We start from the raw sequence: 9449 nt of genomic DNA on the forward strand, positions 1-9449 counted from the left end.
TAAAAGAAACTTTAGAGAAAGGATCAAAAACTATTGCTAAAAGCTCAATTTTTTTTGATCATATTTTGGCGTAACTCCATACTTTAATTTATAAGCCTGAATAAAGCTTGATAAATTTTCATAACCAGCTTCGAAATATATTTCAGATGCATTTTTTTGTTCCTGTTGAAGTAAATAGTGTGCAAATTCGAGTCTTTTATTCTGAAACCATTTAATAGGTGATTCTGAATAATGTTTTTCAAATTCTCTTTTAAAAGTAGACACGCTCATATTACATAAAAAAGCCAATTCTTTTAATGTCAATTTATTAAGATGACTATTTTCGATAATCTGAATGAACTTTTGCGTAGCATTATCGCTATTTAAAGCTAAAGAATAAAGAAATTCAGTTCCGTACTTTTCTATCAAATAAAGCATTATTTCTTCGAATTTAACTTCCAGGATTTTCTTTTGAAGGTCTTTTGAAAGTTTTGAGATATCGACCAAACTGTGTACAAAACGCGTTAAAAATTCATCATACTCAAAAGCATAAACAGATTTATAAGTTGTTGATTCGACATTGTTCCATTCCATTTTTCGAATAAATCGTGATACAATTTCATTAGAAAAAAACAATAATACACTTCTGTAATTTGAAACATTTGAAAGTTTTTCTGTCATCAAACAATTGCCGGATTTCATTACCAGAAATTTAGAATCATCAATCGCCAAAGCAGCATTATCAAAAACAACTTCCTTTGTTCCTTCAATAAGAAAACTAAATATATTTTGATTTAAAATGATTTGTTGTTTTGATATTCCTTTGGAACTGCTGTAATCAAAAACCTGAACAAGTTGTGAATTTTCCAGATTTAAATCATCTGGAATTATGATAGTATTCATGGTATTATTTGGATGCTGTTTCTAAAGATTTTTTTCTGTCAGAAGATTCTCTGGCAAGTACTTCTGTATTTAAAAACGTAATTTCTTTTGCATCATCGCTTTTTTGTGATTTCAAATTTTTGATGATTATTTCAGCAGCAGCTTTTCCCATTTTTTCAGCAGGATGTGTAATTGTAGAAATATTAGGATCGATTATTTGAGAAATTGGGTCGTTATTAAAACCAATAATAGCTATTTCATCCGGAACTTTTATTCCTCTTTTTTTAGCTGTCTGAACTGCACTAACTGCAATAATATCTCCAGGTGCAAAAAGCCCATCCGGAATTGGATCTAAATCAAACAATTGATTGCTGGCCTTTACGCCTTCTTCATAAGTAACTGATTTTAAATTAATGATTAATTCTTCATCAATTGGTAAATTATGATCTTTTAAGGCTTCAATATACCCTCTTTTTCTTTCGTTATAAAGATTTCCAAATTCGGATCCCGCAGTTAAATGCGCAATACGAATACAGCCTTGTTCTATAAGGTGTTTTGTTGCCTTATAACCAGCAGTGTAATTATCAATAACCACTCTAAAAGTATTATAATCCTTAGGAACCCTGTCTACAAATACAAGCGGAATATTATTATTCGAGAATTGCTGAAAATGTGCAGTATCTCTGGTTTCCATAGCCAATGAACAAATAACGCCACTTACCCGATTGCTATACAATGATTTAGCCATATTAACCTCTTCATAATAAGAATCATGTGATTGCATAATAATTACAGTATAATCAGATTTTTGAGCTGTAATTTCGATACCGCTAATTAGCGAAGAGAGAAAAGGTTGTGTAACTGTGGGAATTAAAACACCAATAGTCCTGGTTTTATTTCCGCGCAAACCCGCCGCTAAAGTATTGGGAACAAAACCCATTTCTTCAGCTGTTTTTTTTACTTTTTTAATCGTTTTATCACTTATAGTGTGATGATCCTTTAAAGCACGCGAAATAGTTGACGTAGCAAGATTTAGTCTTTCAGCAATGTCGTAAATCGTTACATGTTTATTTTCTTCCATGAAATAAATGATATGAGATGTAAATATAAACTATTTTATGACAAGATAATATTTCGGAAAAAAGCGGTTTTTAAATAATCTTTTATTTGTCTTTTTTATCTTTTAAGATTTTACCCTCTTTGGTAAATTCCAAATCAATATTGTTTGTTAAATCAACATCAAGATCCTTGTGACCATAGTCGATATGGGTTATTTTTTCATTCGGATGATTTTTTGCCACATAATCTTTTACAGATGAAGGAATGAATGCGGTAGGAATCGGTTTTTTACCTCCATCTACTTCACGATATGTGCCGTCTTTCCAGAATTCTACTTCTGTTCCATCTTTAAGTTTTACTTCATAGCCTTTCTCACCGTGCTCCGCATCTTTTTTTACAATGTCTACGGATGTATAACTAAAATGTTTCTTTAAAAAATCCTGTGCTGATTTTGGTAGTTCATTTATTTCAATTTTTTTCTGCGCATTAACTGATGTTGTAAAACCAAGTAATAATACCGCAATTAAAATTATATTTTTCATGATTTTAATTTTTAAATTAGTAATTTTCTTTCACTAAATTACAACAAGCGAAAATACATTCAAATCAATTTAAGAAACCTTTATTATTTTTCAAGAGAGCTAATTACATTGTAACTCATTATAATTTAAAAAGTTATAACAAAAACTATCATTTTAAAAGTAAAAAATGCCAATGACTTCACACGGAATATTTTCTAGTTAACAATTATGATCTTAATATTCTTTACTCATATATTTTTTCAACAGACATAAAAAATTAAACTAAATAATTTAATAACTCAAAATGTAATTATGCGCTTTATCACTTTCTTTGCAACAATTTTACTTTTTACATCTTGTAAAAACGACTCTAAATCAAATATTCTTTCTGATTATTTCACTTATAATAAAGAAAACAATATAGAAACAGCAGGAGTTCGATTAATTCCGATAAAAACTCCAGTAGGAGAATTTAAAGTCTGGACAAAACGTTTTGGGAATAATCCCAAAATAAAAATACTATTACTACATGGAGGTCCAGCAATGACTCACGAGTATATGGAATGTTTTGAAACATTCTTTCAACGCGAAGGATTTGAATTTTATGAATACGACCAATTAGGTTCTTACTATAGCGATCAGCCTAAAGACAGCAGTTTATGGACAACGGAACGTTTTGTAGATGAAGTCGAACAAGTCCGCAAAGCTATTAATGCAGATAAAAACAATTTTTATGTTCTGGGGAACTCTTGGGGAGGAATTTTGGCTATGGAATATGCGCTAAAATATCAACAAAACATGAAAGGCTTATTGATTTCAAATATGATGGCAAGCGCACCGGATTATGGAAAATATGCAGATGAAGTGTTAGCAAAACAAATGAAACCTGAAGTTTTAGCAGAAATCAGAGCTCTTGAAGTAAAAAAAGACTTTAGTAATCCCCGTTATATGGAATTACTCATTCCAAATTATTATCAACAGCATTTATGTCGATTAAAAGAATGGCCAGATGGATTAAATCGTGCCAGCAAGCATATCAACAATGAGATTTATACCATAATGCAAGGACCAAGCGAATTTGGCATTAGCGGTCGCTTAGCCAAGTGGGATATTAAAAAACGTTTACATGAAATTAATGTCCCAACGTTAATGATTGGTGCCAAATATGACACAATGGATCCAAAAGCAATGGAAGAACAAAGTAAATTAGTTCAAAAAGGTCGTTATTTATATTGTCCAAATGGAAGTCATTTAGCCATGTGGGATGACCAGAAAGTTTTTATGAATGGTGTAATTACTTTCATAAAAGATGTTGATGAAGAAAAAATTTAAATACTTTAATAGAAAAGAAGTAAAAATATGATTTAAAAGTCTGGCTATCCTCTGAATTTTCTCCAAAAAATTTTAGAAGCATTACTGGATATTTAGTTTAGAAAAAGAATACTACTTCTATCTCTAACGCAATCGAACGTTAATTTTGAGCTTTTTTTTTGTAGTATTTAAATTACTGCTAAGTAAAATAAAAATATTTCGCTTTAAGTCAAAAAAAAACTTTAATTAGCATAGCCAATTAAAGTTTTTAGTACTCAGAGCGGGACTTGAACCCGCACGAACATTGCTGTTCACTGGATTTTAAGTCCAGCGTGTCTACCAATTTCACCATCCGAGCATTATGTGGTACCTCCAGGGATCGAACCAGGGACACATGGATTTTCAGTCCATTGCTCTACCATCTGAGCTAAGGTACCTTATTTACTTAAGCTAATAAGTAAAATTTTGAATAAAAAACCCTGATTCTTTCGAAACAGGGTTTTAAAAAGAAAGGCGACGACATACTCTCCCACATAACTGCAGTACCATCTGCGCAGGCGGGCTTAACTACTCTGTTCGGGATGGGAAGAGGTGAGCCCCGCCGCAATAACCACCTTAAGGTCGTTTTTGCAATGGGTAACCAGATTAACTGATCAACATTACATAATATCTTAACATACTGAGATAAAGAAAAGTATTTTTATTTATTATTTTTAGAAAGTTTCTTCTCCCCGATTTGCATCGGGGAGAAAAGGGTGTACATAAGCTTACGGATTATTAGTACTACTCGACTATGACATTACTGCCTTTACATCTATAGCCTATCAACGTGGTCATCTTCCACGATCCTTAAAAGAAATCTCATCTTGTGGTGGGTTTCGCGCTTATATGCTTTCAGCGCTTATCCCTTCCAAACGTAGCTACTCTGCGGTGCCCCTGGCGGGACAACAGATACACTAGAGGTTTGTCCAATTCGGTCCTCTCGTACTAGAATCAGATCCACTCAAATTTCTAACGCCCACAGTAGATAGAGACCGAACTGTCTCACGACGTTCTGAACCCAGCTCGCGTGCCACTTTAATGGGCGAACAGCCCAACCCTTGGGACCTTCTCCAGCCCCAGGATGTGACGAGCCGACATCGAGGTGCCAAACCCCCCCGTCGATATGAGCTCTTGGGGGAGATCAGCCTGTTATCCCCGGCGTACCTTTTATCCTTTGAGCGATGGCCCTTCCATGCGGAACCACCGGATCACTATGCTCTACTTTCGTACCTGATCGACCTGTATGTCTCTCAGTCAAGCTCCCTTATGCCATTGCACTCTACGCACGGTTACCAAGCGTACTGAGGGAACCTTTAGAAGCCTCCGTTACTCTTTTGGAGGCGACCACCCCAGTCAAACTACCCACCAAGCAATGTCCCCCGATACTCGGGGTTAGGCCTCAGATAAACAAAGGGTTGTATTTCAACAATGACTCCACAACGCCTGGCGACGCCACTTCACAGTCTCCAACCTATCCTACACATCATTTATCCAAGGTCAATACTAAGCTATAGTAAAGGTGCACAGGGTCTTTTCGTCCCACTGCGGGTAAACGGCATCTTCACCGTTACTACAATTTCACCGAGCTCATGGCTGAGACAGTGTCCAGATCGTTACACCATTCGTGCAGGTCGGAACTTACCCGACAAGGAATTTCGCTACCTTAGGACCGTTATAGTTACGGCCGCCGTTTACTGGGGCTTCAATTCAATGCTTCTCCGAAGATAACATCTCCTCTTAACCTTCCAGCACCGGGCAGGTGTCAGGCCCTATACTTCATCTTACGATTTTGCAGAGCCCTGTGTTTTTGATAAACAGTCGCCTGGACCTCTTCACTGCGGCCCCCATTGCTGGGGGCGACCTTTCTCCCGAAGTTACAGGTCTATTTTGCCTAATTCCTTAGCCATGAATCTCTCGAGCACCTTAGGATTCTCTCCTCAACTACCTGTGTCGGTTTACGGTACTGGTACTAATTACCTGAAGTTTAGAGGTTTTTCTTGGAAGCCCTTAGGCGCACTATCTCTTTGTCCGAAGACTCCGAGTACTATCGTATTTCCCCAAGACGCGTGGATTTGCCTGCGCATCTTATAGGTAGGTACTTCAACGAACTATTCCGTCAGTTCGCGGCGCTTTCATCACTCCGTCACCCCATCACAGTAATTAGTAGTACGGGAATATTAACCCGTTAGCCATCGACTGTCCCTTTCGGGTTCGCCTTAGGACCAGACTAACCCACAGCTGATTAGCATAGCTGTGGAAACCTTAGTTTTTCGGTGTGCGGGTTTCTCGCCCGCATTATCGTTACTTATGCCTACATTTTCTTTTCTAACCAGTCCAGCATACCTTACGATACACCTTCAACCCTGTTAGAATGCTCCCCTACCACTTAGAGTAAACTCTAAATCCATAGCTTCGGTAATATACTTATGCCCGATTATTATCCATGCTCGTCCGCTCGACTAGTGAGCTGTTACGCACTCTTTAAATGAATGGCTGCTTCCAAGCCAACATCCTAGCTGTCTGGGCAGACAAACCTCGTTCTTTCAACTTAGTATATATTTGGGGACCTTAGCTGATGGTCTGGGTTCTTTCCCTCTCGGACTTGGACCTTAGCACCCAAGCCCTCACTGCTGTGAAACATTATATAGCATTCGGAGTTTGTCAGGAATTGGTAGGCGGTGAAGCCCCCGCATCCAATCAGTAGCTCTACCTCTATATAACTTTATGCACAGCGCTGCACCTAAATGCATTTCGGGGAGTACGAGCTATTTCCGAGTTTGATTGGCCTTTCACCCCTACCCACAGGTCATCCGAAGACTTTTCAACGTCAACCGGTTCGGTCCTCCACTGTGTGTTACCACAGCTTCAACCTGCCCATGGGTAGATCACACGGTTTCGCGTCTAACACTACTGACTAAAGCGCCCTATTCAGACTCGCTTTCGCTACGGATCCGTGGCTTAACCACTTAACCTTGCCAGCAACGTTAACTCGTAGGCTCATTATGCAAAAGGCACGCCGTCACCCCACGAAAGGGCTCCGACCGCTTGTAAGCGTATGGTTTCAGGATCTATTTCACTCCGTTATTCACGGTTCTTTTCACCTTTCCCTCACGGTACTGGTTCACTATCGGTCTCTCAGGAGTATTTAGCCTTAGCGGATGGTCCCGCCAAATTCAGACAGGGTTTCACGTGCCCCGCCCTACTCAGGATACCACTATCTATTATACTCGTTACCCATACGGGACTATCACCCTCTATGGTGTCACTTTCCAGTAACTTCCGGTTCCTTGTACATAAAATGTCGTGGTCCTACAACCCCAACATTGCCGTAACAACATTGGTTTGGGCTAATCCGCGTTCGCTCGCCACTACTTACGGAATCACTTTTGTTTTCTTCTCCTCCGCCTACTTAGATGTTTCAGTTCAGCGGGTTTGCCCACCTATCGGTGTACTATGTCTTCAACATAGTGGGTTGCCCCATTCAGGTATCTGCGGATCAATCGGTGTGTGCCCGTCCCCGCAGCTTTTCGCAGCTTATCACGCCTTTCATCGCCTCTGAGAGCCAAGGCATCCCCCATACGCCCTTATTTTGCTTATTGTACCAATCATAAAATCAATTATGACCGTTTTTTTTTGTCTTTTATTATTTGTATTACTACTATAACAAAAAACGCTTTCTACTTTTTATTATTTTCTTATCTCAATATGTCAATGAACTTTTATTTACTATATTTATAGTAAATCAGTGGAGAATAACGGAGTCGAACCGTTGACCTCCTGCGTGCAAGGCAGGCGCTCTAGCCAGCTGAGCTAATCCCCCATTTCTTAAATCTTAGATTATAGAATTCAGATTTTAGATTTCTAATTCTTCTCTAATTTCTTTGGTGAATTCCAACTTCCAGAATTTCCTTTTTTTAAGTTAAATAGTAGTCCCGGGCAGACTCGAACTGCCGACCCCTACATTATCAGTGTAGTACTCTAACCAGCTGAGCTACGAGACTCTGTTTTACTTAAAATTTATTATTTGAACTAACAGCAAGAGTAAAATAGCCTTAAAATTATAATCCCATAAAGCTTCTTCTTTTTTCCCCAGCGTGTGTTTCCACTAACACTCAGGGCTCTAGAAAGGAGGTGTTCCAGCCGCACCTTCCGGTACGGCTACCTTGTTACGACTTAGCCCTAGTTACCAGTTTTACCCTAGGCAGCTCCTTGCGGTCACCGACTTCAGGCACCCCCAGCTTCCATGGCTTGACGGGCGGTGTGTACAAGGCCCGGGAACGTATTCACCGGATCATGGCTGATATCCGATTACTAGCGATTCCAGCTTCACGGAGTCGAGTTGCAGACTCCGATCCGAACTGTGACCGGTTTTATAGATTCGCTCCTGGTCGCCCAGTGGCTGCTCTCTGTACCGGCCATTGTAGCACGTGTGTAGCCCAAGGCGTAAGGGCCGTGATGATTTGACGTCATCCCCACCTTCCTCACAGTTTGCACTGGCAGTCTTGTTAGAGTTCCCGACATGACTCGCTGGCAACTAACAACAGGGGTTGCGCTCGTTATAGGACTTAACCTGACACCTCACGGCACGAGCTGACGACAACCATGCAGCACCTTGTAAATTGTCTTGCGAAAGTTCTGTTTCCAAAACGGTCAATCTACATTTAAGCCTTGGTAAGGTTCCTCGCGTATCATCGAATTAAACCACATGCTCCACCGCTTGTGCGGGCCCCCGTCAATTCCTTTGAGTTTCATTCTTGCGAACGTACTCCCCAGGTGGGATACTTATCACTTTCGCTTAGCCACTGAGATTGCTCCCAACAGCTAGTATCCATCGTTTACGGCGTGGACTACCAGGGTATCTAATCCTGTTCGCTACCCACGCTTTCGTCCATCAGCGTCAATCCATTAGTAGTAACCTGCCTTCGCAATTGGTATTCCATGTAATCTCTAAGCATTTCACCGCTACACTACATATTCTAGTTACTTCCTAATAATTCAAGTTTAACAGTATCAATGGCCGTTCCACCGTTGAGCGATGGGCTTTCACCACTGACTTATTAAACCGCCTACGGACCCTTTAAACCCAATGATTCCGGATAACGCTTGGATCCTCCGTATTACCGCGGCTGCTGGCACGGAGTTAGCCGATCCTTATTCTTACGATACCGTCAAGCTGCTACACGTAGCAGTGTTTCTTCTCGTATAAAAGCAGTTTACAATCCATAGGACCGTCATCCTGCACGCGGCATGGCTGGATCAGGCTTGCGCCCATTGTCCAATATTCCTCACTGCTGCCTCCCGTAGGAGTCTGGTCCGTGTCTCAGTACCAGTGTGGGGGATCTCCCTCTCAGGACCCCTACCCATCGTAGCCTTGGTAAGCCGTTACCTTACCAACTAGCTAATGGGACGCATGCTCATCTTTTACCGTTGTGACTTTAATTATAAAATGATGCCATTTCATAATACTATGAGGTATTAATCCAAATTTCTCTGGGCTATCCCTCTGTAAAAGGTAGATTGCATACGCGTTACGCACCCGTGCGCCGGTCTCTACTTCCGAAGAAGCATACCCCTCGACTTGCATGTGTTAAGCCTGCCGCTAGCGTTCATCCTGAGCCAGGATCAAACTCTTCATCGTATATTGTTGATCTTAAT

General features: G+C 40.0%; 4 protein-coding genes, 4 tRNA genes and 3 rRNA genes. 1 reads left to right on the forward strand and 10 read right to left on the reverse strand.

Features of this window, described 5'->3' with window-relative positions:
- Nucleotides 1–36: 36 nt before the first annotated feature.
- The 3 genes from RC62_RS22520 to RC62_RS22530 all read right to left on the reverse strand — a co-directional run bounded on the left by RC62_RS22520 (nucleotide 37) and on the right by RC62_RS22530 (nucleotide 2462).
- Nucleotides 37–882, reverse strand: a complete 846-nt coding sequence (locus RC62_RS22520; protein WP_055098638.1) for a helix-turn-helix domain-containing protein — start codon at nucleotides 880–882, stop codon at nucleotides 37–39.
- 4 nt (nucleotides 883–886) lie between these two features.
- Nucleotides 887–1942, reverse strand: coding sequence for a LacI family DNA-binding transcriptional regulator (locus RC62_RS22525; protein WP_055098639.1), 1056 nt, complete (start codon nucleotides 1940–1942; stop codon nucleotides 887–889).
- 82 nt (nucleotides 1943–2024) lie between these two features.
- The gene (locus RC62_RS22530) at nucleotides 2025–2462 is read right to left on the reverse strand and encodes a PepSY-like domain-containing protein (protein WP_055098640.1); all 438 of its coding nucleotides are present in this window, start codon (nucleotides 2460–2462) and stop codon (nucleotides 2025–2027) included.
- Nucleotides 2463–2753: 291 nt separating this feature from the next.
- Between RC62_RS22530 and RC62_RS22535 the strand changes: the two genes are divergently transcribed.
- The gene (locus RC62_RS22535) at nucleotides 2754–3773 is read left to right on the forward strand and encodes a proline iminopeptidase-family hydrolase (protein ID WP_055098641.1); all 1020 of its coding nucleotides are present in this window, start codon (nucleotides 2754–2756) and stop codon (nucleotides 3771–3773) included.
- A 251-nt stretch (nucleotides 3774–4024) separates the two neighbouring features.
- On the opposite strand, the gene RC62_RS22540 is transcribed toward RC62_RS22535, so the two are convergent.
- The 7 genes from RC62_RS22540 to RC62_RS22570 form a co-directional block, all read right to left on the reverse strand.
- Nucleotides 4025–4110, reverse strand: a tRNA-Leu gene (locus tag RC62_RS22540).
- Nucleotides 4111–4116: 6 nt separating this feature from the next.
- Nucleotides 4117–4189: transfer RNA gene (locus RC62_RS22545), tRNA-Phe, on the reverse strand.
- A gap of 71 nt (nucleotides 4190–4260) precedes the next feature.
- Nucleotides 4261–4370, reverse strand: a 5S ribosomal RNA gene (gene rrf, locus RC62_RS22550).
- Between the two features lie 139 nt (nucleotides 4371–4509).
- Nucleotides 4510–7393, reverse strand: a 23S ribosomal RNA gene (locus RC62_RS22555).
- A gap of 147 nt (nucleotides 7394–7540) precedes the next feature.
- A tRNA-Ala gene (locus RC62_RS22560) sits at nucleotides 7541–7614 on the reverse strand.
- A gap of 107 nt (nucleotides 7615–7721) precedes the next feature.
- Nucleotides 7722–7795, reverse strand: a tRNA-Ile gene (locus RC62_RS22565).
- A 123-nt stretch (nucleotides 7796–7918) separates the two neighbouring features.
- Nucleotides 7919–9432: ribosomal RNA gene (locus RC62_RS22570) — 16S ribosomal RNA — on the reverse strand.
- Together the 16S, 23S and 5S rRNA genes with 4 tRNA genes alongside form the textbook arrangement of a ribosomal RNA operon.
- Nucleotides 9433–9449 lie beyond the last annotated feature (17 nt).

The organism is Flavobacterium aquidurense, assembly GCF_001404985.1.
Classification (GTDB): domain Bacteria; phylum Bacteroidota; class Bacteroidia; order Flavobacteriales; family Flavobacteriaceae; genus Flavobacterium; species Flavobacterium aquidurense_B.